The 22,910-nt window shown below is 63.6% G+C and carries 16 protein-coding genes, 1 tRNA gene and 1 other RNA gene; 14 read left to right on the plus strand and 4 right to left on the minus strand.

Going from position 1 to position 22,910, the window contains the following annotated elements; genetic code table 11:
- The first annotated feature begins 30 nt into the window (after positions 1–30).
- Together GMST_RS10200 and scpC are read left to right on the plus strand one after the other, a co-directional pair.
- Positions 31–2,109: a methyl-accepting chemotaxis protein gene (locus tag GMST_RS10200; RefSeq protein WP_183354548.1), complete on the plus strand. Its 2,079-nt coding sequence runs from the start codon at positions 31–33 to the stop codon at positions 2,107–2,109.
- Positions 2,110–2,730: 621 nt separating this feature from the next.
- Positions 2,731–4,326, plus strand: coding sequence for a succinyl-CoA:acetate CoA-transferase ScpC (gene scpC / locus GMST_RS10205; RefSeq protein ID WP_183354549.1), 1,596 nt, complete (start codon positions 2,731–2,733; stop codon positions 4,324–4,326).
- A 91-nt stretch (positions 4,327–4,417) separates the two neighbouring features.
- On the opposite strand, the gene GMST_RS10210 is transcribed toward scpC, so the two are convergent.
- Together GMST_RS10210 and xerC are read right to left on the minus strand one after the other, a co-directional pair.
- The gene (locus tag GMST_RS10210) at positions 4,418–7,048 is read right to left on the minus strand and encodes a GAF domain-containing hybrid sensor histidine kinase/response regulator (RefSeq protein ID WP_183354550.1); all 2,631 of its coding nucleotides are present in this window, start codon (positions 7,046–7,048) and stop codon (positions 4,418–4,420) included.
- Positions 7,049–7,321: 273 nt separating this feature from the next.
- Entirely contained in the window at positions 7,322–8,200 is an 879-nt protein-coding gene (gene xerC / locus GMST_RS10215; protein WP_183354551.1) for a tyrosine recombinase XerC, read from the minus strand.
- Positions 8,201–8,262: 62 nt separating this feature from the next.
- Here xerC and GMST_RS10220 point away from each other — a divergent pair, with 62 nt between their 5' ends.
- The 6 genes from GMST_RS10220 (at position 8,263) to GMST_RS10245 (ending at position 15,626) form a co-directional block, all read left to right on the plus strand.
- Entirely contained in the window at positions 8,263–9,399 is a 1,137-nt protein-coding gene (locus tag GMST_RS10220; RefSeq protein ID WP_183354552.1) for a DUF362 domain-containing protein, read from the plus strand.
- 636 nt (positions 9,400–10,035) lie between these two features.
- Entirely contained in the window at positions 10,036–11,493 is a 1,458-nt protein-coding gene (locus GMST_RS10225) for a lytic transglycosylase domain-containing protein (RefSeq protein WP_183354553.1), read from the plus strand.
- Between the two features lie 60 nt (positions 11,494–11,553).
- On the plus strand, positions 11,554–12,282 hold the full coding sequence (locus tag GMST_RS10230) for a tetratricopeptide repeat protein (protein ID WP_183354554.1): 729 nt from the start codon (positions 11,554–11,556) through the stop codon (positions 12,280–12,282).
- 104 nt (positions 12,283–12,386) lie between these two features.
- A complete protein-coding gene (gene typA / locus GMST_RS10235) occupies positions 12,387–14,192 on the plus strand; it encodes a translational GTPase TypA (protein WP_183354555.1) in 1,806 nt (601 codons plus the stop codon).
- A 107-nt stretch (positions 14,193–14,299) separates the two neighbouring features.
- Positions 14,300–15,067: an outer membrane protein assembly factor BamD gene (locus GMST_RS10240; RefSeq protein WP_183354556.1), complete on the plus strand. Its 768-nt coding sequence runs from the start codon at positions 14,300–14,302 to the stop codon at positions 15,065–15,067.
- Positions 15,068–15,089: 22 nt separating this feature from the next.
- On the plus strand, positions 15,090–15,626 hold the full coding sequence (locus tag GMST_RS10245) for a DUF4337 domain-containing protein (protein ID WP_183354557.1): 537 nt from the start codon (positions 15,090–15,092) through the stop codon (positions 15,624–15,626).
- Positions 15,627–15,923: 297 nt separating this feature from the next.
- On the opposite strand, the gene sucD is transcribed toward GMST_RS10245, so the two are convergent.
- Both sucD and sucC read right to left on the minus strand, forming a co-directional pair.
- Positions 15,924–16,817, minus strand: coding sequence for a succinate--CoA ligase subunit alpha (sucD, locus tag GMST_RS10250; RefSeq protein WP_183354558.1), 894 nt, complete (start codon positions 16,815–16,817; stop codon positions 15,924–15,926).
- Between the two features lie 126 nt (positions 16,818–16,943).
- Entirely contained in the window at positions 16,944–18,104 is a 1,161-nt protein-coding gene (sucC, locus tag GMST_RS10255; protein ID WP_183354559.1) for an ADP-forming succinate--CoA ligase subunit beta, read from the minus strand.
- Between the two features lie 254 nt (positions 18,105–18,358).
- On the opposite strand from sucC, the gene GMST_RS10260 reads away from it, so the two are divergent.
- From GMST_RS10260 to GMST_RS10285, 6 genes are all read left to right on the plus strand, one after another.
- Positions 18,359–19,489, plus strand: coding sequence for a THUMP domain-containing class I SAM-dependent RNA methyltransferase (locus GMST_RS10260; RefSeq protein ID WP_183354560.1), 1,131 nt, complete (start codon positions 18,359–18,361; stop codon positions 19,487–19,489).
- A gap of 64 nt (positions 19,490–19,553) precedes the next feature.
- A tRNA-Ile gene (locus tag GMST_RS10265) sits at positions 19,554–19,630 on the plus strand.
- Between the two features lie 121 nt (positions 19,631–19,751).
- Complete coding sequence (locus GMST_RS10270) at positions 19,752–20,870, plus strand: Nif3-like dinuclear metal center hexameric protein (RefSeq protein ID WP_183354561.1); 1,119 nt, start codon at positions 19,752–19,754, stop codon at positions 20,868–20,870.
- 48 nt (positions 20,871–20,918) lie between these two features.
- Positions 20,919–21,635, plus strand: a complete 717-nt coding sequence (locus GMST_RS10275) for a zinc ribbon domain-containing protein (RefSeq protein WP_183354562.1) — start codon at positions 20,919–20,921, stop codon at positions 21,633–21,635.
- A gap of 152 nt (positions 21,636–21,787) precedes the next feature.
- An RNA gene (gene rnpB / locus GMST_RS10280) (RNase P RNA component class A) lies at positions 21,788–22,213 on the plus strand.
- A gap of 158 nt (positions 22,214–22,371) precedes the next feature.
- A complete protein-coding gene (locus tag GMST_RS10285; RefSeq protein WP_183354563.1) occupies positions 22,372–22,881 on the plus strand; it encodes a hypothetical protein in 510 nt (169 codons plus the stop codon).
- Positions 22,882–22,910 lie beyond the last annotated feature (29 nt).

The raw sequence follows: 22,910 nt of genomic DNA on the forward strand, positions 1-22,910 counted from the left end.
GCTCGCTAGGAGTAGCACGAAGGAGGTCCGATGCTGAAAAAGAAACTGATGCACAAAATACTTGCCATCATAGGGGTCACCCTCGGCATAGGTATAAGTATCGTTGGCATCCTGGCGATCTGGTTGCAGTACCAGGCCAGCATCGATCTTCAGGTAAAAAACAGCCACACCATGATCAAGGTGATCGTAAACGAGATCTCCGAGTTCATGATGAAGGACGATTCCAAGGCGGTGTTCAACCTCGCCAAGGTCGCCAAGGACCAGCGCTTCGGCTTCGACCTGAAGATCTACGGCGCGGAGGGGAAGGATCCCTCGGGGTCCGTGAACCAGGAGGCACTGAAGGCATTTTCCACCGGCAAGATCCAGGAAGCGCGCCTGGTGCAAGACGGCGAGCACGTGCTGCGCTCCGTGGTCCCGCTCGCCAACGAGCAGCGCTGCAAGCAGTGCCACGACGGCCAGGGGAGCTACCTCGGTGCGGTGGTGCTCAGCTCGTCGCTGGAACAGGGGTACCAGAGCGCAGTCCGCATGACCCTCATGCTGGTACTGGCGGGGTGCAGCTTCTTCGCGGTGATGATGGCCAGCATGTACCTCTTCTTCAAAAAGACCATCGTGCGCGACATCCTCAACTTCTCCGCCAAGCTTAAAGACATCGCCGAAGGGGATGGGGATCTCACCAAGGAGATCGCCATCAACTCCGAAGACGAGATAGGCGACCTGGCCGGACACATCAACCACCTGGTCCGCAAGCTGCGCGAGACCATTTCCGTACTCTACCTTTTGGCCGAGAACATCTCGGTATCGCTGTGCCAGGTCTCGGAACGGACCCAGCGCACCCTGGTCTCGGTGGCGGACCAGAAGGACCGCTCCCAGTCGGTGGCGGTGGCCGCCGAGGAGATGGCCGCCACCCTCAACGTGGTGGCGGGGAACACCCACCAGGCAGCCGGCTTCTCCGCCCAGGTCGACCAGGCGGCGAGCGAGGGGATGTCGGTGGTGGACGTGGCCTGCAGCAGCATCGAACTGGTGCGCGAGAACGTGACGCAGACCCTGGAGACGGTGGGGAAACTGGAATCGTCTTCGGCGCGCATCGGCGACATCATCAGCTTGATCGAGGACATCGCGGACCAGACCAAGCTCTTGGCGCTCAACGCCGCCATCGAGGCTGCCCGGGCCGGCGAGCACGGCCGCGGCTTCGCGGTGGTGGCCGACGAGGTGAAAACCCTCTCGGAGCGCACCGCCACCTCCACCAAGGAGATCGCCGAGATTATCGGCACCATCGAGGTGGAGAGTCGCGCGGCTGCCCGCTCCATCGCCGAGGAGCAGGTGCGCGTCGCGGAGGGGGTGGAGAAATCGAGCGCGGCCCGGCAGTGCCTGGAGCGGATCCACGCCCTGGCCGGCGAGACCGCCGGTCTCATCAACCAGATCGCCTCGGCCACCGAGGAGCAGAGCGCGACCACCAACGAGATCTCGGAGAAGATCCACGGTGTCTCGCAGGCCGCGGTCTCGGTGCATGCAGAGATGCAGTCGAGCGAAAAGGCCTGCATCATGCTAAGCGGCGTGGCCGAGCAGATCTTCTCGACCGTCGGGAAGTTCAGCGTCGGCAACCGGCACGACGCCATGAAGGATCTGGCCCGCGAGCTGCGCGACCGGGCGGTGGCCGCCCTGGGGAGGGCGCTCGCCGAGAACCGCATCTCCGCGGCAGACCTGAACGATCGCAATTACCGTCCCATCCCGGGGACCGCACCGCAGAAGTACAACACCGCCTTCGACAAGCTCTTCGACCAGGTGATCTCGCCGATCCAGGAGGAGGTGCTGGCGCGGCAGGGTTCGGTCCTCTTCGCCATCGTGGTTGACGACCACGGCTACGTGGCCAGCCACAACCTGCGCTACAGCAAGCCCTTGACCGGCGATCCGGAGAGCGACAAGGTCAACAATCGGACCAAGCGCATCTTCAACGACAAGACCGGGCTGAGGGCGGCCCAGAATACCGAGGCGTTCCTCTTGCAGACCTACCTGCGCGACACCGGCGAGGTCATCAACGACCTCTCCACGCCGATCTACTTCAACAACAGGCATTGGGGCGCGGTGCGCATAGGTTACAAGGCGGAATAAGTCACCACGCGCTGACAGACCTGCGGAGAATTGAAGCCTGCTTCCCGCGTCTGTCTCCCGCGAGCCTTGCCTGACTCTCAGAAGGACCATCAAAAAGGGCCGCTCCGTTATACCGGACGGCCTTTTCTCATTTCTCCACATCTGGATCCAATCAAAATATTTGTAATCACACGGCTTTGACAGGAAACGTTTCTGTCTTACAATAGCCAAACGGACTCTGCGACATCCTGAGTCAATAGTGGTGGACCTGATGAGAGTCGCTATGCCGGCTCCTCCTGCGAGGTTTCCTGCCAGTAAGGATATTTGCTCTTGACGGGGCGTGCGTTCAGGATTAGATTGCATACTGTATACAGTGTGGCGCGCGCTGTGCGGTCCGTCTGCCGGGGGAGTTGCCGGTGCGGCCCGCGGGGGCAGGCACCCAGCGCCGCAGCCGGTCAGGGACTTTTAACCTTGACTATGTAAACACTGTTGAGTAAAATCCGGTTCTACTTTGGCCCGAAGACCGCAAGCTCCTGAAGATTCCGGCAGCGGAGGTGGATCGTGGTGCCGTTGAATTTACAGTCGTTTCGTAAAGTTGACTGGAATTTTCTGTAAACATTAAAACAAAACAGGAGGAAGAAGATGTCCGAGTACGGCACCCTGCAAGACCGCGTACAGTGCAAATCCCTTTTGAACAAGGTCATGACCCCCGAGCAGACCATCCCGTTCTTCAAGGCGGGGATGAACCTCGGCTGGTCCGGCTTTACCCCGGCCGGTTACCCGAAAGTCGTGCCCATCGCGCTCGCCAACCACGTCGAGCAGAACAACCTGCAGGGCAAGCTCAAGTTCAACCTCTTCATCGGCGCCTCCGTCGGTGCCGAGACCGAGGACCGCTGGGCGAGCCTGGACATGATCGACCGCCGCTGGCCCTACCAGACCGGCAAGAACATCGCCGCCGGCATCAACGCGGGTCGTATCCGCATGGGCGACAAGCACCTCTCCCTGTTCGCCCAGGACCTGGGCTACGGCTTCTACACCAAGGACTCCGAAACCGGCAAGCTCGACCTCGCCATCATCGAAGTCTCCGCCATCAAGGAAGACGGCAGCCTGGTCCCGACCTCCTCCTGCGGCGTCATCCCGGAGATCCTGATGATCTGCGACAAGATCATCGTCGAGGTGAACACCGGCCAGCCCTCTTTCGAAGGGATCCACGACCTGATCACCCCGCTCACCCCGCCTAACCGCCAGGTGTTCAACATCACCCACGCCGGCTCCCGCATCGGCGGCACCTCGATCCCCTGCGATCCCTCCAAGGTCGTCGCGGTGGTCGAGTCCAAGCTGCGCGACCAGGGGCGTGCCTTCGCCGAGCAGGACGACACCTCCGAGGCGATCGCCGGCCACATCATCGACTTCTTCAGCCAGGAAGTGAAGGCCGGCCGCCTCCCCAAGAACCTGCTCCCGATCCAGTCGGGCGTCGGCTCCATCGCCAACGCCGTCATCGGCGGTCTGGCCAAGGGCCCCTTCTCCAACCTGACCGTCTTCACCGAGGTGCTCCAGGACACCATGCTCGACCTCTTCGACTCGGGCAAGCTGGACATGGCCTCCTCCTGCTCGCTCTCCCTGTCGGCAAGCCCCGGCTTCCCGCGCTTCTTCGAGAACATGGACAAGTACTTCGACAAGATCGTGCTCCGTCCGCTCTCCATCTCCAACGCGCCGGAGCCGATCCGCCGTCTGGGTTGCATCGCGATGAACACCCCGGTGGAGATCGACATCTACGCGCATGCCAACTCCACCCTGGTGGGCGGTACCCGCATGATCAACGGCCTGGGCGGTTCGGGCGACTTCCTCAGGAACGGCTTCCTGAAGATGATGCACACCCCGTCCTCGCGCCCCTCGAAGACCGACCCGAACGGCATCTCCTGCGTCGTGCCGCACTGCTCGCACATCGACCACACCGAGCACGACCTCGACTGCGTGATCACCGAGCAGGGTCTGGCCGACCTGCGCGGACTGGCTCCCAAGGAGCGCGCCCGTAAGATCATCGAGAAGTGCGCCCACCCGGACTACAAGGCTCAGCTTACCGAGTACCTCGAGATCGCCGAGAAGGACTGCCTGGCCCGTAAGGTCGGCCACGAGCCGCAGCTTTGGGACCGCGCCTTCAAGATGCACCTCAACCTGGAGCGCAACGGCACCATGAAGCTCAAAAACTGGGACGTGAAAGTCGACCTCTGCGAATAGACACTCGCGCAGCATGAAACGAAAAGAGGCCCCGCCGGTTCCGGTGGGGCCTCTTTTCGTTTCATGCTGCTAACCGTTGCTGCGGCCGTTATCAGTAGCCGTTGCCGGCCCGGCGCACCGGCCCCGGTGCAGGCTCGCTCCCACCCTCCGGCGGGGGAGGTTCCGTAGCACCCCCCGCAGAAGGCTCTTCCCCGGGTGCCGCTGCGCTGTCGCCCGGCGCGCCTGGCTCCACGGCTTCCAGGTCGGCCGGCTTCATGAGGTCGGCTACCATCCTAAGCAGCGCCTCGGGGGAGCAGGGCTTGGCGATGAAGTTGTCGTGGTCGAAGCGGACCCCCTTGCGGTTCACGTCGTCCGGGGTGTAACCGCTGGTGAAGAGCACCTTGATCCCCGGCTTCAACTGGGAGATCTCGGTGTAGGCCTCCTTGCCGTTCAGCTTGGGCATCACCACGTCCATGATCACCAGCTGGATGGTGTCGCGGTGGGCGCGGAACTTTTCCAGGGCATCCTCGCCGTCCACCGCCTCGATCACCTGGTACCCCTGTCCCTCCAGGACCTGGCAGGTCAAAAGCCGGACCTCGGGGGCGTCCTCCACCACGAGGACCGTGCCGCTGCCGCGCAAGGGGAGGGGCTGGGTGGAGAGCGGGTGGGCGGCCTCGGGGCGCTCGGCGGGGATGGGGAGGTAGATGGAGAAGCTGGTCCCCTGGCCGGGTGCGCTGGCGATGTCGATGAAGCCGCTGTGCTGTTGCACGATCCCGTACACGATGGCGAGCCCGAGCCCCGTTCCCTTACCGACCTCCTTGGTGGTGTAGAAGGGCTCGAAGATGCGTGCCGTGGTGGTCGCGTCCATCCCCTTGCCGGTGTCGCTTATGGTGAGCGTGGCGTAGCTCCCCTCGGGGGCGCCGCCGAAGCCGGGGCCTGGGTTGGGGCCGAGTTCGGTGAGGCCGGTCTTGATGGTGAGCACCCCGCAGTGCTCCATGGCGTCGCGCGCGTTGGTCGCCAGGTTCATGAGGATCTGGTCGATCTGCCCCGCGTCGGCGACGATGGGGAGCGGCTGGTCCGAGTAGCTCAATACCAGCTCGATCTCCTCCGAGATCAGCCGGCGCAAGAGCTTCTCCATGCGCTCCACGATGCTGTTGAGCTCCATGGGCTGCAGGTGGATGGGCTGCTTGCGGCTGAAGGAGAGGAGCCCCTTGGTGAGGTGGGTGGCGCGGTCCGAGGCGAGCAGCACCTCGTCCAGGAACTTGATGGCCGGGTTGCCGGTTTCCAGGTGCATGCGCGCGAGGGTCGCGAAGCCGATGATGGCGGTCAGGAGGTTGTTGAAGTCGTGGGCGACGCCGCCGGCCAGCTGTCCCACTGCCTCCATCTTCTGGGACTGGCGCATCTGTTCGGAACGCTGCTTCTCAAGGTCGATGTAGCGCGCGTTGCGGATGCTCATCCCGATCACCGGGGCGATCCCCATCATGAGGCTCAGGTCGCTTTGCACCAGGGCCTTCTTGGTCCTGATGTTGTCCACCGCCAGGACCCCCAGCGACTCCCCCTCGCAGACGATGGGGCAGCAGAGGAAGGACTGGGCGCCGATGTCGTCGGCAAAGGACTTGCTGCGGGAGGAATGGACCTCGGCCACCTCGGAGAAGTCGTTGATGAGTACGGGCTTGCGCTCCCTGAAGCAGGTGACGAAGACCCCGCGGGACTCGGGGTTGCCGAGGTTGAACGAGGCCTTGCGCAAGACGGCGAGCTCCTCCTCGGAATAGCCGAAGCCGATGCGGAAGCTGAGCCTTTTGCTGTCGGGGTCAGCGAGCAGGATGAGGGCCCGGTCGTAGCTCAGCCGGTTCTCCAGGGCGCGCACCACGTTTTCCAGTACCTGATCGATGCCGGCCTGGTGGCTGATCGCCTGGCCCACCTCGTTCACCATGACCGCGTTTTTGTAGTTGGTGCCGGTTTGGTCCAAGAGCTCGTCGGTCGACTCCTTGAGGCTTGCCAGGGCGGAGACCAGCGTGTCCTTTTCCAGCCGGTTGCCGATGCAGGAGCAGGTCATGAAGGCGAAGAGGGCGGTGGGGATAAGGGCGAGGGAGATGCTCGGGTAGAAGGGGCCGAGTGCCAGGGCCGCGGCAGAAAGCCCGGGAACCAGGTAGTTTCTGAGCCGGCGCACCCTGAGGTAGAGCGGCTCCTTCCAGGAGACCAGGTAACGGCAGCTGGTGCCGCCGTCGAAGAGGCATTCCGGGTGTTCGATCTCCGCGTGGTTGCAGTCGAATGTCCCCAGGATCGCCTCGAAGAACCCCAGGCGGTTATCACACTGGAACGGGCTTTCGCTGACGCCGGGGGCGGGGGTAACGATGATCTCGATCCTGTTCGAGCTAAGGCGCCTGCTTTCGTAGCTGGCGGAGCGGGTCAGGTTGGCGCAGGCCTTTTCCAGGGCGGAGAAGGCGTTGCCCGGGCCGATCAGGCCGAGCAGGTACTTCTTGAAAACCCCCAGTCCCTGCACCGAGGCGGCGAACTGCCCCGCTTCCCGCGCGATGCGCTGGTTGCCCGTCGCGTGCATCAGGCCGCTTACGAACCGGTTCACCTGGCTTTGGGTGAACCAGTGTCCGACGTCGCTCACCTCGTAGGGCTGGATTCCGGCGTCCCGGAACAGGCGCTTCAGGTCGACCCCGGGATAGCGGCGCTCCACCAGCTTCACGTAGGCGTTGGTGATGCGGCTGTTGTAGAGGGGGCGTTCGCTCATCGACGTGTGGCTCCGGGTGGCGGCGACGGGTGTGCGTCTGTGGTCTTACGCGGCCGCTGCCAAAACGGCCCGCAGCTTCGACAGAAAATTCCTACAGTCGCTGCGGGTCCCCGCCAGTTTACCTTATTCATCGACAAGGGCAAGAGAAAACCTGAGCAAAATCGGGAATGTGACCGGAAATTAATCAAAAAGCCGTGATGTGAGGGCCAAATGGGGGGGGCGGAGAACCTGCTGCGGCGTTGCGGCGCGGCGGCACCGCGGGGCGGGGACGGTTCAGCTGCGGGCCTTGGGGTGGGCCTTGTCGTAGACCTCCATGAGCCGGTCGATGCTTACGTGGGTGTACTTCTGGGTGGTGGAGAGCGAGGCGTGCCCCAAGAGCTCCTGGATGGCGCGCAGGTCCGCCCCACCCTCGAGCAGGTGCGTGGCGAAGGTGTGCCTGAGGGTGTGCGGGGAGACCTTGCGCATGGCGGAGATGAGGAGCATGTGAGCATCGACGATGCGCGCCACCGAGCGCCGGGTGAGCCGGCCGCCCCGGACGTTCACGAAGAGCGGGCGGTCGGGCGGCGGGTTGCCGCGCTCCTCGAGGTACTCCTTGAGCGCTTGGCGGGCGTAGCTGCCGACCGGGACCAGGCGTTCCTTCCCCCCCTTGCCGAGCACCCGGGCCAGTCCCCCCTCGAGATCGAGGTGTGCGACGTCCATCCCGGTCAGCTCGCTCACCCTGATGCCGCAGGAGTAGAGGGTCTCCAGGACGGCCCGGTCGCGCAGCGGCAGGAGCCCGGTCACCCCCGGCGCATCGACCAGCGCGGTCACCTGGTCGATGTTCAGGTGGAACGGCAGGCGCTTCTCTTTCTTGGGGGGCGCCACCAGTTCGGCCGGGTTCTTCTCCAGCCTCCCCTCGCGCATCAGGAAGCGGAACAGGGCCCGCAGGGCCGAGAGCTTGCGTCCCGCCGAGCTCTTGGCGAGCCCCTTGTGGCGCTGGGCCAGGTAGCGACGGACCACCAGGTGGTCCACCTGCTCCGGCGTACTGAGCCCCTCTCCCTCGAGAAAGCGGGCGAACTGCTCCAGGTCGCTGCGGTAGGCGGCGACGGTATGGGGCGAGCTGTTGCGCTCGTTTTCCAGGTACCGGGTGAATTGCTCGATGGCCGCTTTCATGGTATGTGAGTTAACCACAAGCGTCAGGCGCTGTACATTAAAATTATCAGGCGAGGAGAGTCATGCATAAGGTTTCGCTGCAGCGGGTGGCGAGCTATCGGCCCGAGGAAGTCCGGCAGGGGGTGGCGAGGCTGCTGGAATCGCTTGGGGGGATGGAGCGCTTCGTGAAACCCGGGGAACGGGTGCTCATCAAGCCGAACCTGTTGTCTGCCAAGCCGCCGGAGGCTGCGGTAACCACCCACCCGGAAATCCTGCGCGCCGTGATTCGGGAGGTGCAGCGCGTCGGAGGGGTGGCGCTGGTGGGGGACTCCCCCGGTATCGGCAGCGCCCGAAAGGTGGCCGAGCGCTCCGGGATGCTCGCGGTCATCGAGGAGACCGGGGCCGAGTTCGTCCCGTTCACCGAGGTGAAAACGGTGAAGGGGAGCGGCACCTTCCGGGAGTTCGAACTGGCGCGCCCCTACCTGGAGGCCGACCGGCTCATCAACCTCCCCAAGCTTAAGACCCACGAGATGATGACCATGACCTGCTGTGTGAAGAACCTCTTCGGCGCGGTGGTGGGGACCCAGAAGGCGGCCTGGCACCTGAAGGCGGGGGCCGACAAGGAACTCTTCGCCCGGATGCTCATCGAGGTCTACCAGCTGCGCGAGCCGGATCTCAACATCGTCGACGCGGTGGTGGCGATGGAAGGAAACGGCCCGGGGAGCGGGGACCCCTGCGAGGTGGGGCTCCTGCTCGCGGGGGAGAACGCGGTCGCCGTAGACCTTGTCGCAGCCGAGCTCGCCGGCATCCCGAGGAAGCTTCTCTACGTGGAGAACGCGGCACGGGCGGGAAATCTCCCCGGGGCGCTCCGCGAAGCGATCGAGACCGTAGGGTTTCCCCTCGAATCTCTCGAGGTGCGCCCCTTGCGGCTGCCGCACCTCTCCGATGTCCAGTTCGGCCTCCCGGGCTTCTTGAAAAACCGGCTGCGCCACCAGTTCACCTCGCGCCCCGAGGTGGACCCTGCCAAGTGCGAGCTCTGCGGGGTCTGCCTGAAGAGCTGTCCGCCCGACGCCATCCGCATCGAAGGGGGGCGGCTGCGCTTCAACTACCAGCGCTGCATCCGTTGCTTCTGCTGCCGCGAGCTCTGCCCGCATGCGGCGCTCACCTTGCAGGACGGCACCCTGCTTGTCCTGGCGAAGAAGCTCCGCCATCGTCACTGACGCCCCTTGACTTCGTGGGGACCTGCTCCGCAGGTGTCTGGCCCCCTGGGATCGCTCGCACCTCGAAGAACGCCGACCGGAAAGCGCCACCCCTCGCAGTTAACGGTCACCCGCGCTACAGGTCGAGCTATTGGAGAGCCCTGAAATGTCATGGGGGGATTTGACAAGGGGAGGGGGGGTGATTATCATTATGGGCATCCTCCGGGAAGTCTTAGCGAGGGAAACAAATCCAACAGCGAGAAGGAGGCCAATCGAACATGTGGACACAACATTATATGGTTCGCCCGGTGACCCGCTGCAAAGAGGGTTGCCCTAGTTAGCCCGCCGGAAAAAGCGGCGGGCGTGCCCCAGAGGCCCCCTGGTCACACGAACAGGGGGCTTTTTCCGTCTCTACGCCCCCCGCGTCCCCGTGTCCGCCGGCCCCCCGCAGCATGCAGTGCACCCCGCGCCACCTGTTCCCAAGCGCGGCACGCGGCAGGTTCTTTTCCCACTCAGGCCGCGTCAGGAAAGGGCTCAGACACCGGCGCGGCGAGCGGCACCCGGCCCGCCGTGTATCCCTTTGAATTGACAAGAACTCGGCTTTCGGCTATTCTGCAGCTCCCGCACTCCGTGCGGAGAATCACCGGAAGGGCATTCATGACCAAAGCACTTGTACTCTTCCTGGCGCTTGTCTGCGCCGGGACCGCCTCCGCCGGCCAGTCCCCCTTAAGCCTGGGGAGCCTGGCAGGATACCCCGAGGCCTCCCGGCAGGAGAGCCGGGGACATCTGCAGCTCGCCTCCGCGCTCACCGAGGCGGACCGGGGTCGCTCGAGCGATGCCGACATCAGCGAGCTGCCGGACGCTGACGAGCTGGCAAGCGCCGACCTCGACCTGAAACTGCCGGAAGAGGAACTGCCGGAATCCGACATCCCGCTTACCTTCAACTCCAAGGTCTCCTTCTTTGTCAGGTACTTCCAGAACTCGGGGCGCGACTCCTTCGCACGCTGGCTCTCCCGCAGCGAGCGCTACATCCCGATGATGCGCGAGGTGCTCAAGAAGGAAGGGCTCCCCGAGGACCTAGTCTACCTGGCGATGATCGAGAGCGGCTTCTCGCCGCACGCCTACTCGGTGGCAAGCGCCGTGGGCCCCTGGCAGTTCATGTCGGGGACCGGCAAGCGTTACGCCCTGCGTATCGACAACTGGATCGACGAGCGGCGCGACCCGCTCAAGTCCTCGGTTGCGGCGGCGCTCTACCTGAAGGAGCTCTACGCGCTCTTCAACAACGACTGGTACCTGGCCGCAGCCGGGTACAACGCGGGCGAGAACAAGATCCTGCGCGCCATCAGCATGTACAATACCCGCGACTTCTGGGAGATCTCCAAGGGGGAGTACCTGAAGCGCGAGACCAAGGATTACGTCCCGAAACTCCTCGCCGCGGCGATCATCGCCAAGGAGCCGGCCAGGTACGGCTTCGCCGACGTGGCCTACCTCCCCCCCATCGAGTTCGACACGGTGCAGATCCCAAGCCGCACCGACCTCGAGGTGGTGGCGAAGGCGATCGACGTGCCGGTCCAGGTGCTGCGCGAATTGAACCCGGAGTTGCGCCGCTCCACGACCCCCCCCAACTACCCGGACTACCAGCTGAAGATCCCCCGCAACAAGGCGGCGCTCTTTGCTGCCGAGTACGCGAAGATCCCCGAGTCGGAGCGCTTCCAGGAAAGGGTGCGTCACGTAGCCTACCGCGCCAAGCACCACGACACCCTGCACTCGATCGCCCGGCGCTTCAAGACCACCCCGCAGGCCATCGCCGAGCTGAACAACCTGGGGAAGCGGACCCGTAGCCTGAAAGGGAAAGTCCTGACCGTCCCGGTCCAGGTAGCGCAAGCCCCGGCGGGCGAGGCGCCGGCCGCGAGCCAGCCTCGCGCCGAAGCGAAGGCCGAGGTGGTGAACAAGTACTACACCGTGAAAAGGGGGGACACCCTGCACTCGCTGGCCAAGCGCTTCAACGTGACCGCCAAGCTCCTCTCCGCCTGGAACAACCTGAAGATGCGGGTGGCGCTCAAGCCGGGCAAGCGGATCATCGTCGCAAAGCACCAGGAGAAAAACGCGGGCTGACCGCACGACTTAACCACAACCCTGCAAAGACCTGAGCCATTCAGGAAAGGATAACCGCCGATGTACAATCTCCTCATTTCCGCAGCCGCAGCTATCGTCGCCCTCCTCGTGGTCACCCTGGCAGCCCATCTCCCCTGGTGGGCCGGCGTCCTGGTCGCCACCGTGGTGTTCCTCGCCTGCTTCCTCCTCATCGCCCGCATCATCACGAAGAAGCTCGAGGCGATCATGGAGCCGGCCATGAAGGACATCCAGGCCCAGCGCTTCGAGAAGGGGATCCGCGACCTGAAGAGCGCCCTGGTCTACGGCAAGTGGCAGATCTACGTGGAGGGCCAGATCAACTCGGCGATCGGCATGGTCTACTTCGTGCGCCGCGAGTTCCAGACCGCCTTCCCCTACCTGGAGAAGGGGTTCTTCAAGAACTGGGTCACCATGGGGATGCTCGCCGTCACCTACATGAAGCGCAACAAGCCTGACCTGATGAAGCAGACCTTCGAGAAGGCGGTGATGGCCTCCCCGAAGGAGTCGCTCTTGTGGGCGCTCTACGGCTACTGCCTGAACGAGATCGGCGAGACGGTGAAGGCCTGCGAGGTGCTCGCCAAGGGGGTCGCGAAGCTTCCCGGCGACGAGAACCTGAAGCAGAACCTGGAGCTTTTGCGCGAAGGGAAGAAGATGAAGATGAAGGGCTACGGCGAGATGTGGCTGCAGTTCCACCTGGAGAGCCTCGCCACCATCCAGAAACAGCAGATGGCCGCCATGGGCGGCGGTCGGCGCCGCTTTGTACGAAAATAGCTTGTCAAAAGCCGCTAAATGTGGCAAATTGAGCTGTTTTTCCGGACGGGCATCTTGCCCGTCTTTTATTTTAGCGGCAGCCATTTTTAAAGGAGTAATCTGAAATGCAGGAAAAGATTAGAAATATAGCGATCATAGCCCACGTCGACCACGGTAAGACCACCCTGGTCGATGCCCTGCTGAAGCAGTCCGGCGTCTTCCGCGAGAACGAGGCGATCACCGAAAGGGTGATGGACTCCAACGACCTCGAGAAGGAGCGCGGCATCACCATCCTCGCCAAGAACCTCTCCATCCACCACGGCGGTTACAAGATCAACATCGTCGATACCCCGGGCCACGCCGACTTCGGCGGCGAGGTGGAGCGCGTGCTTAAGATGGTCGACTCGGTGCTCCTTCTGGTGGACGCCCTGGACGGCCCGATGCCCCAGACCCGCTTCGTCTTGAAGAAGTCCCTCGACCTGGGTCTTAGGCCCATCGTGGTCATCAACAAGGTGGACCGCCCGGGTGCCCGCCCCTCGGAAGTCGTCGACATGGTGTTCGACCTCTTCTGCGAACTGCAGGCCTCCGACGCCCAGCTCGACTTCGCCATCTGCTACACCTCGGCGAAGATGGGGTACGCGATGCGCGAGATGGATCACCCCTCCGAGAACATGGAGCCGCTCTTCGAGCTCATCAAGGACAATGTGCATCCGCCCGAGGGTAACCCGGACGCGCCGTTCCAGCTCCTGGTCACCAACATCGACTACAACGACTACATCGGCCGCATCGCAACCGGCAAGATCTTCAACGGGAAAGTGACCTCCGGCGAGACCGTGGCGCTCATCAAACGCGACGGCACCATCTCCAAGGCCCGCGTCACCAAGCTTTTGGGCTACGAGGGGCTGAAGCAGGTGGAGATCTCCGAGGCCTTCACCGGCGACATCGTCACCATCGCGGGCTTCACCGAGGTAGGGATCGGCGAGACCCTCGCTTCGGCAGCCGATCCGCTTCCGCTCCCCTACGTGGCGATCGACGAGCCGACCCTGTCCATGAACTTCATCGTCAACTCCTCTCCTTTCGCCGGCCGCGAAGGGAAGCTGGTCACCTCGCGCAACATCCGCGAGCGTTTGGACCGTGAGCTGAGGACCAACGTCTCCTTGAGGGTCGCCGACACCTCCAACGCGGATACCTTCCAGGTCTCCGGCCGCGGGGAGCTGCACCTCTCCATCCTGATCGAGAACATGCGCCGCGAAGGGTTCGAGATGGCGGTCTCCAAGCCCGAGGTCATCATGCGCATGGTCGACGGCGTGCGCCACGAGCCGATGGAGTACCTGGTGGTCGACGTCCCCGCCGAATACCAGGGTGTCATCATCGAGCGCATGGGTCCCCGCAAGGGTGAGATGGCCGCCATGAATCCGATGGGCGAGACCGTGCGCCTGGAGTTCATCGTGCCTGCCCGCGGCCTGATCGGCCTCAGGGGCGAGTTCCTCACCGAGACCCGCGGCACTGCGGTCATCACCCACACCTTTCACGAGTACGCACCGTACAAGGGGGAGATCCCCGGCAGGAAGAACGGCGTCCTCATTGCCATGGAGCAGGGCGAGACCACGGCCTACTCGCTGGACGCCCTGCAGCCGCGCGGCGTGCTCTTCTTGGGGCCCGGCGTCGAGGTGTACGGCGGCATGATCATCGGCCAGCACGCCAAGGACAACGACCTCGAGGTGAACCCCTGCAAGGGTAAGAAGCTCACCAACGTGCGCGCCTCGGGGAGCGACGACGCCATCAAGCTCACCCCGCCGCGGCTGCTCACCCTGGAACAGGCCCTCGAGTTCATCGACGAGGACGAGCTGGTCGAGGTGACCCCGGTATCCATCCGTTTGAGGAAGAAGGTGCTGGATCCGACCATGCGCAAGCGCGCCAACAAGAGCTAGAGAAGACCCACCCGGGCGCGGCAGCGACGCGCCCGGGACCCTCGCGCCCGGGACCGTCCGGCGCCCGCACCACCACGAGCAGGTCCATCCACCACAAGGAGTCGCTCATGACCACGCGAGCCCATGCGTACCTTGCCGTTTGCTTAAGCCTCGTCCTGCTTGCCGCCTGCGCCACGACCACACCGCCGCCCAAGACCGCCCAGGCCTCTTTCAACGACGGCGAGGCGGCCCTGGCAGCGCACCGTTACGAGGCGGCGATCACCGAGTTCAAGAAGGTCCGCGAGAGCTACAGCTCCCCCGAGCTTTCCACTCAAGCCGAGCTGAAGATTGCCGATGCGCACTTCGACAACAAGGCGTACATCGAGGCGGCTGCGGCCTACGAGGATTTCAAAAAGCTGCACCCCGGCAACGACAAGCTCCCCTACGTCATGTACCGGCTCGCCCTGAGCCACTACAAGCAGATCACCGGGATCGACACCGATCAGACGCCGGTGGCTAACGCGGTGGCCAAGTTCGAGAGTTTCCTGAATCGCTACCCGGACTCACCGTACGCGCCGGACGCCCGGCAGAAGCTCGCCGACTGCAAGGTGAAGCAGCTCGAGTACGAGAACTACGTCGGGAGTTTCTACCTGAGGACCGGGAAGTTGGGCTCCGCCATCAAACGTCTCAGCGAGGCGCTGCTGCGCTTCCCCAACGTCGCGAAGCTGGACCAGACCCTGTTCTACCTGGCTAAGGCCTATAAGGAGTCCGGGGACAAGGAACAGGCGCGCATGATCCTGAAGCGGCTGGAGACGGAGTTTCCGCAGAGCCCGCTGAACCGCGAGGCCGCCAAGCTTAAGCTGGGCTTTGCCGGTTCCACCTCGCAGCGCGGCTGATCAACCGGAGGTAACAGGAAATATGGCAGAAGAAAAGAAAGAACCTTGGCTCAACTACCTGGCACTCACCACCATCGTCCTGGCGGTCTGCGCCACCATGGCGACCTTCAAGGGGGGCGGCTACTCGACCCGCTCGGTTTTGAGCCAGACCCAGGCCTCGGACCAGTGGGCCTTCTTCCAGTCCAAGAGCATCAAGGGGTACCTCTACGAGATGCAGAAGGACCAGGTGGAGATGCAGCTTAAGACCATGAACGGCAGACTCTCTCCGGAGCTCGCCGCCGAATACCAGAAGAAGATCGACGGGTACGGCTCGAAGATCGCCAAGTACGAGTCGGAGAAGGCGAAGATCCAGGCGGACGCCAAGAGGCTCGAACAGGTGCGTGACGACGCGCAGCGCCACGGCAAGGCCTTCGGTGTCGCCGTGATCTTCCTGCAGATCGCGATCCTGTTCTCCTCGATTGCAGCCCTCTTGAAGAAAAAGTACATCTGGGTTATCGGCGTGGTCGTGGGCGCCTACGGCATCCTGCAGTTCGCGAACGGGTTTTTGCTGTTCATGTAGCCGCGTCCGGTTCGGCCAGTTGGGGATCCGTTCCGCGGCTGCCCGCCCCCCTGATAGCCGCAGCGCAGTCAGTCATAAAAAAAGCGGGCTCTCCTTTTCTTGGAGGGTCCGCTCTTTTTTTGCCGGGAATTCGGTGAGGCCGGATGACGCGTCCCCTCACCCTTGCGGGACAGGGTGAGGGGGCAGTGGCATTCCTGCAGACGAGCGGCTTCACCCACTCCCTGTCCCCCTCCCGTCAAGGGAGGGAGGATTGGCCCCTCTCTCTGATTCTGAACTTCCAATAGCTGCGGTACAGGTTCAGCTCGGCATGTCGCCGGTCGCCTGGCCCATCAGGTCCAGCATGGTCGCCCCCATCTTGGTGGGGCTTGGTGACACCGCCACGCCGCACTCGGCGAGCACCCGGATCTTGTCCGCGGCGCGCCCCTTTCCGCCGGTGATGATGGCGCCGGCGTGCCCCATGCGCTTGCCGGGAGGTGCCGTCACGCCGGCGATGAAGGCCGCCACGGGCTTCTTCATGTTGGCCTTGATCCAGTAGGCGGCCTCCTCCTCGGCGCTGCCGCCGATCTCGCCGATCATGAAGACCCCGTCGGTGTCGGGATCCTCGTTGAACAGCTCGAGGACGTCGATGAAGTTGGTGCCGATGATCGGGTCGCCGCCGATCCCCACCCCGGTCGACTGCCCGAGACCCGCGTCGGTGAGCTGTTTCACCGCTTCGTAGGTGAGCGTGCCGGAGCGCGAGACGACGCCGATCCTCCCGGGCTTGTGGATGTAGCCCGGCATGATACCGACCTTGCACTGGCCGGGGGTGATCACCCCGGGACAGTTAGGGCCGACCAGGCGCATCTTCGATTGGCCCAGGATCGCCTTCACCGGCACCATGTCGCGCACCGGAATCCCCTCGGTGATGCAGACGGCGAGTTCGAGCCCGGCATCGGCCGCTTCCAGGATGGCGTCCGCCGCACCCGGCGGGGGAACGAAGATCATCGAGACGTTGGCGCTGGTATAGCGCACCGCCTCTTCCACCGTGTTGAAGACCGGGATCCCCTCGATGTGGATCCCGCCTTTACCGGGGGTCACCCCCGCGACCACCTGGGTGCCGTACTCCCGGCACTGGCGGGTGTGGAAGAGCCCGCTCCTGCCGGTGATCCCCTGCACCACGACCCGCGACTGGTTATTGATCAGTATGGACATGACGATCTCCCAACGTCCGTTCTTAGTTCTAAGCCAAGTTCTACGTTTTCAGATTTTGGGTTCTGGGTATGAACCCTGCCCTAATAATCGAGCGGGGCGGGCGCGTGGGCCAATCGTGGCCGGCCGCTACTGCCGCAGCATGGCGACGATCTTTGCTGCCCCGTCGCCCAGGTTATCGGCGCTCTGCACGTTGAGACCGGATTCGGCGAGGAGCCGCTTCCCTTCCTCGACCTGGCTGCCGTCCATGCGCACTACGATGGGGAGGGTGCAGTTCACCTCGCCGGCCGCTTCGATGATCCCCAGGGCGATCACGTCGCAGCGCATGATGCCGCCGAAGATGTTGACGAACACGCCGCGGGCGTCGGCGTCCTCAAGGATGATCTTGAAGGCCTCGGCTACCTTCTCGCGGGTCGCACCGCCACCTACGTCCAGGAAGTTCGCAGGCTGTCCGCCGTACTCGGCGAGAACGTCGAGGGTCGCCATGGCGAGTCCCGCACCGTTCACCATGCAGCCGATGTTGCCGGAGAGTTTGATGTAGGAGAGGTCGTATTTGCCGGCGTTGATCTCCAGGGTATCCAGCTGGGAGTAGTCCATCATGTCCGGGTACTCGTGGTGCCGGAAGATGGCGTTGTCGTCGAAGCTGGTCTTGGCATCCATGGCCAAAAGCCAGCCGGCCCGGGTCACCACCAGCGGGTTGATCTCCACGAGGACGCAGTCCTTCTCCTGGCAGACTCGGTAGAGGTTCAGCATGAGGGTCACGCAGTCCTCGCAGATGCTTCCGGTAAGCCCCAGGCTGATGGCGAGCTTGCGGGCCTGGTAAGGGCGCAGCCCCAGCGCCGGATCGATGGTGAACATGAGGATCTTCTCCGGGCTGCGCTTGGCGACCTCCTCGATGTCCACGCCACCCTCGGCGCTGGCGATCAGGCAGTAGCGCGAGGAGTTGCGGTCCAGGGTGATGGAGAGGTAGAACTCCCGCGCCACCTCGACCGCCTCCTCGACCAGGATGCGCCGCACCTTGAGCCCTTCCGGACCGGTTTGCGGCGTCACCAGCCTTTTGCCGAAGAGTTCCTTACCAAGGTCCTGCGCCTGCTCCGGGTGGTGCACCACCTTGACGCCGCCGGCCTTGCCGCGGCCGCCGGCGTAGATCTGGGCCTTGACCACGCAGTGTCCACCCAGCTCCTTGGCGGCGCGCTCCACCTGGTCCGAGGTGAGCGCCACCCGGCCGCGCGGCACCGGAATCCCGTACGTCGAGAGAATCTCCTTGGCCTGGTACTCGTGAATGTTCATGGTTCGCTCCTGAGTCCGACTGCCGTGGCGACTGTTCGTTTATTAGAAAATAACAACAGGGAATGTTTATCACGGAAGCCTCAAAAGGCAAGCGGCCAAGGTGCGGGGAGAACGCTGCCCGGAAAGGGTCAGTTTGACGCCGGATTCATTCACTCAGACGGCGGTTTTGCATTGCCTCGCCCGCTCCGGCGAGTGTATAGTCCTCATGAGGCCGCCGGCCACGCCCGGCGTCCATGAAACCAGCAGGAGTGCTCATGTCCCAACAGCAGTTTTTCGCCACCACGGCCAAAGGAGTGGAAGAGGTCCTGGCCGCAGAGCTCACCCGGAGCGGTCTTTCCGGCGTGGTCCAAGAAAACGGCGGAGTCCGTTTCGCAGGCGGGCTGGAGGCGGCCTACCGCGCCAATCTCTGGTCCCGCACCGCAAGCCGGATCCTGATGCCGCTCGCCGAGTTCCCCTGCCAGAGCCCGGACGAGCTCTACCAGGGGGTGCGCGCCATCCGCTGGACCGAGTTCCTCACGCCTGCCCACACCCTCGCGGTGGACTGCAACCTGCGCGACTCGGCACTCACCCACTCGGGTTTCGTCGCCTTGAAGACCAAGGATGCCGTTGTGGATGAGTTGCGCGACCGGTTGGGAAGCCGCCCGAGCGTCGACACCAAGGACCCGGACCTGCGCATCAACGTGCGCCTCTTCAAAAACCGCTGCACGGTGAGCCTGGACCTCTCGGGGATGCCGCTGGACCGGCGCGGCTACCGCCTGGAGCGCCACGAGGCGCCCCTGAAGGAGAACCTGGCGGCGGCTCTCGTCGAGCTCTCCGGCTGGGACTGCAGCACCCCCTTTGTGGACCCGATGTGCGGTACCGGCACCATCGCCATCGAGGCGGCGCTCAAGGCGCTGCGCATCCCGCCCGGCCTTTTGCGTGGCAGTTTCGGCTTTCAACGCTGGCCGGGGTTCGACAAGAAGCTCTGGCAGCGTCTGGTGGACGAGGCGCGCCAGGGGGTGCTGAGCGCGCTGCCTGCCCCGGTCTTCGGTTCGGACATCTCGCACTCGGCGGTCGCCATGGCGCACCAGAATGCCCGGCGCGCCGGTGTGGGGGACCTCGTCACCCTGGGACGCGGGGAGCTCGCAGAACTGACACCGCCTCCGGGACCCGGCGTCCTCGTCTTCAACCCTCCCTACGGCAAGCGCCTGGGCGAGGAAGAGGCCCTGAAGCCGCTCTACAAGCAAATCGGCGACATCCTGAAGCAGCGCTGCAAAGGGTACAACGCCTACCTTTTTACCGGCAACCTCGAACTCGCCAAGTCGGTGGGGCTCAAGGCGTCTCGGCGCATCGTGCTCTTCAACGGGCCGATCGAGTGCCGTCTTTTAAAGTATGAGATGTACTGACCCTTGAGTGTCATTAAACCTTGACACTAGGTATCTTTTTACCTATAGTTGAATTTCGCTTTTCGGGCCTATAGCTCAGTTGGTTAGAGCTACCGGCTCATAACCGGTCGGTCCCAGGTTCGAGTCCTGGTGGGCCCACCACCCTCAACAATTAGGATGATGTGAGGATGCCCTTAAAGCACCTGGTCAGACGAAAAAATACACGAAAGTGGAGAGAAAGAGTGCACACCGATGAGGTTGCACTCTTTTTCTTTTGTGCGCGATGATTACTCCGAAACTTTCAGATATAGTTGGAATCACTAACAAAATAGCTCCAGCGCAGTTCGCGGAGTCCTGGGATAACGTTGGCCTGCAGCTCGGGGAGCCTGCCCAGGAGGTCTCCCGGATCATGGTGGCCCTCGACCCGGGTGCCCCCGCCATCGAAGCTGCCATCGCTGACCGTTGCGACCTTCTGGTGACCCATCACCCCTTCTTCTTCACCCCGCTGAAAAAGATCACCAGCGCCGACGAGACCGGCCGTCTCGCCCTGCGCGCCGTGAAGAACGATCTTGCCATCATCTCGCTGCACACGAACTACGATATCGCCTCCGGTGGGGTGAACGACCTGCTCGCCGGCCGCCTCGGGCTCAGCGATTGCCAACCGCTCAAGATCACCGGGGCCGCTGAGTACCTGAAGCTCGTGGTGTTCGTCCCCAAGGGTCACGAAGAGGCGCTTCTCAAGGCGCTCTCTCCCTCCATGGTGAACCTGGGGAACTACCGGGACTGCTCCTTCCAGGCCGACGGGGTCGGCCGCTTCACCCCGCTTCAGGGTGCGAACCCCTTCGTGGGATCGGTCGGGCGCCCGCAACGGCAGGAGGAGGGGCGGCTCGAGGTGCTCATCGCGAAGCAGAAGCTTGCCGCCGCGGTGAGCGCGCTCAAGGGGGCGCACCCCTACGAGGAGCCCGCCTTCGACATCTACCCCGTGCTGAACCAGGGGGAGGTGCGCGGACTGGGGCGGATCGGGGTGCTTGCCGAGCCGATGAGCGCCGCAGCCTTCGCGCTCCAGGTGAAGCAGGCGCTGGCGGCAAGCGGCGTGCGGTTGGTCGGGAACCCGGAGCGCGCCGTGAAGAAGATCGCCCTGTGCGGCGGTTCGGGGGCCTCGCTGTTGCACGAGGCGGCCCGCAAAGGGGCGGATGTCCTGGTGACCGGGGATGTGAAGTATCACGAGGCGCGCGAGGCCGAGGCGCTGGGGCTTGCCCTCGTCGACGCCGGGCATTTCGCCACCGAGTGGCCCATGGTGCACGGGCTGGCTGCGGCACTGGTCAAGGCGCTCGAGGCACGGAAGTATCAGACTGAGGTAGTGGCGTATCAGGGAGAGCGGGAACCCTTCAGTTTCTTTTAGGATTCTCGTTCCTTAAGACATAACAACAAGGTGTTGGGGAGGCAGATTTTGCGGAACAACTTGAATGCGCTGTACGAACTGCAGGAAATTGACCTGCGTATTGACGGATTGGATGGCGAGAAAGCCCAGCTGCTGGCTGAGGCTGCTGCTTTAGAGGCGAAGCTGGCCGAGGCACGCGAGAGGATTGCGGCGCGCCGCGAGGAGCTGGCTACCCTCGAAGCGGACAAGGAGGCCCTCGAAGCGAGCCTTGCCGGCGAGCAGGAGAACATCGTCCGCTCCGAGTCGCACCAGAAGGAGATCAAGACTCAGAAGGAGTACCAAGCCGTCTCCAAGGAGATCGCCACGGCGAAGAAGCAGATCACCGAGCTGGAGGAGCAGATCCTGCAGAAGGTGAATGCGATCGCGGAAGTAAACGCCGACATCGCCAAGAAGGAGTCCGACCTGGGGGAGCTGGAAGGTAACGTCACCACCCAGAAGGACGAGGTGCAGCACCGGGTCGAGGCGCTTGATTCGGGGATCGCCGCGGATGCCGCCAAACGGGAGGATACGGTGAAGGGGCTGCCGGCATCCATCATGAAGCGCTACATCCGGCTGCGCGACCAGCGTCGCGGTGTGGCCGTCGTCGAGGCGCGCGAGGGGAACTGCCTGGGGTGCAACATGCACCTGCCGCCGCAGCTCTACAACATGTTGTTCAGGGCCGACGACGTGATCACCTGCCCGCACTGCCAGCGCATCCTCGTCATGCGGCCGGCAAACGAGCAGTAATAACGGCCGTTCTACGTTCTAGGTTCTACGTTCTAGGTTAAAACCCGGGAAATGCACATTGCAGCAGGTTGCAAAGTGCAGTGGGGTTTGGTTCTTAACAGAGAACTTAGAACGCAGAACCTAGAACTGAAGTTAGGTTTTTCGGTTTGGCCGAAGCAGACCAGATGGCCGCTGCCTGCCTGAGCTTAGGCGCAGGCGGGGGGAGGAAAGTCCGGGCTCCACAGGGCATGGTGCTGGATAACGTCCAGCGGGGGCAACCCCAGGGATAGTGCCACAGAGAGAAGTCCGCCCGTCACGCTGAAGCTGCCAAAAGCGGGCTCGCCCGCCAAAGGCTTCAGCGCAGCCGGGTAAGGGTGAAAGGGTGAGGTAAGAGCTCACCGGGTCCGGCGGTGACGTCGGATGCCAGGTAAACCCCACCAGGAGCAAGACCAAATAGGGAAGCGTCAAGGGCGGCCCGTCCGTGCTTCCGGGTTGGTTGCTTGAGGGTGCCGGCAACGGTACTCCTAGATGAATGACCATCGCCCGCTTCCGGGTAACCGGCTGCGGGAACAGAACCCGGCTTACGGGCTGCTTCGGCCAATTTTTTTCTAACGACAGAGGCGGGTAGACCGCGGCTCCCCGATCACCTAAGTGACCGTCGGGTAAGGGCCGGGGTGCCGCCGCAGTAAACGGAGCGCCATAGAGGCGAGAGTCAGCCGCCTGTATGGCCCTTTTTGTTGGAGTAGGTGGGGCAAGTATGAAGGAACTCGGCGCGCACTGGCACGACGGAGTGCGCGAGGTAGAGCGGCTCTTTATGGGCCTCCCCAAGGAGCAACTGCCGCGCCTGCGGGAGCTTGCCGATCAGCTCAAGGCGCTGAAGGAAAACCTGCAGGAGCTGGTTGCCTGGGTCGACGCGGGGAGCCACTGCGCCGCCTGCGGCGGGGCGTGCTGCGTGGCGGGGAAGTTCCACGTAAGCCGCGTCGACCTGCTGGTGTACCTGCTGGACCGGGCACCACTCTTCGAGCCGCTCTTCGGCAACGGGCTCTGCCCCTACCTCGCTCCCGACGGCTGCCTGATGCCGGCCGCCTATCGTCCCTTCAACTGCATCACCTTCAACTGTGAACGGATCGAGGACCGGCTCACCGAAATGCAGCGCGCCGCCTTCTACCAGGGCGAGCGCGAGCTTAAGCGCTGTTACGGCGAGATCCGCTCTTTTTTTCCGGGGAATTCCATGCACGGTGCGGTCCTTGCCGACTGCCCTGCGTGACCAAGAAAGGGCAGGACCCAGACCACCGG

Source organism: Geomonas silvestris (genome assembly GCF_014193515.1).
Classification (GTDB): Bacteria; Desulfobacterota; Desulfuromonadia; order Geobacterales; family Geobacteraceae; genus Geomonas; species Geomonas silvestris.